A 524-nucleotide genomic window follows, 5' to 3' on the forward strand; every position below is an offset into this window, starting at 1 on the left:
GTGACGATCTTCTCGGCCTTGTCGTACTGGCCCGAGCCGCGCTGCGGATAGCCGCAGCACAGGTAGCCCGGCGGCAGCACCGTCTGCACGCCCGCCTCCCACAGCATCGCCTGCGTCGCCAGCCCCACCTGCGAGAACAGCCGCTCGGAGCCGCAGCCCGGGACGTAGAACACCGCCTCCGAATCGACGGTCGTCGTCTTCGGGTTGCGGATGATCGGCACGATCTTGTTGTCCTCGATGTCCAGCAGCGCCCGCGCCGTCTTCTTCGGCAGGTTGCCCGGCATCTTCTTGTTCACGAAGTGGATCACCTGCTCCACCGCCGGCGGCTTGCCCGTCGTCGCCGGCGGGTGCTGCGTCTGCTTCGTCACGACCTTCTTCAGCATGTCGTTCGCGAAGCGCTGCACCTTGTAGCCCACGCCCATCATCACGCCGCGCGCGAGGTTGATCGTCTGCGGGTTGGTCGCGTTCAGGAAGAACATGCCCGCCGCGTTGCCGGCGTTGAACTTCTTCTTGCCCATCTTGCG

The 524-nt window shown here is 65.8% G+C and carries 1 pseudogene; it reads right to left on the bottom strand.

From position 1 onward, the window contains the following. A pseudogene (locus AC3IFE_RS01460) lies at window positions 1-524 on the bottom strand (FAD-linked oxidase); the annotation flags it as partial.

The organism is Burkholderia sp. APQ4-4ca (genome assembly GCF_057837105.1).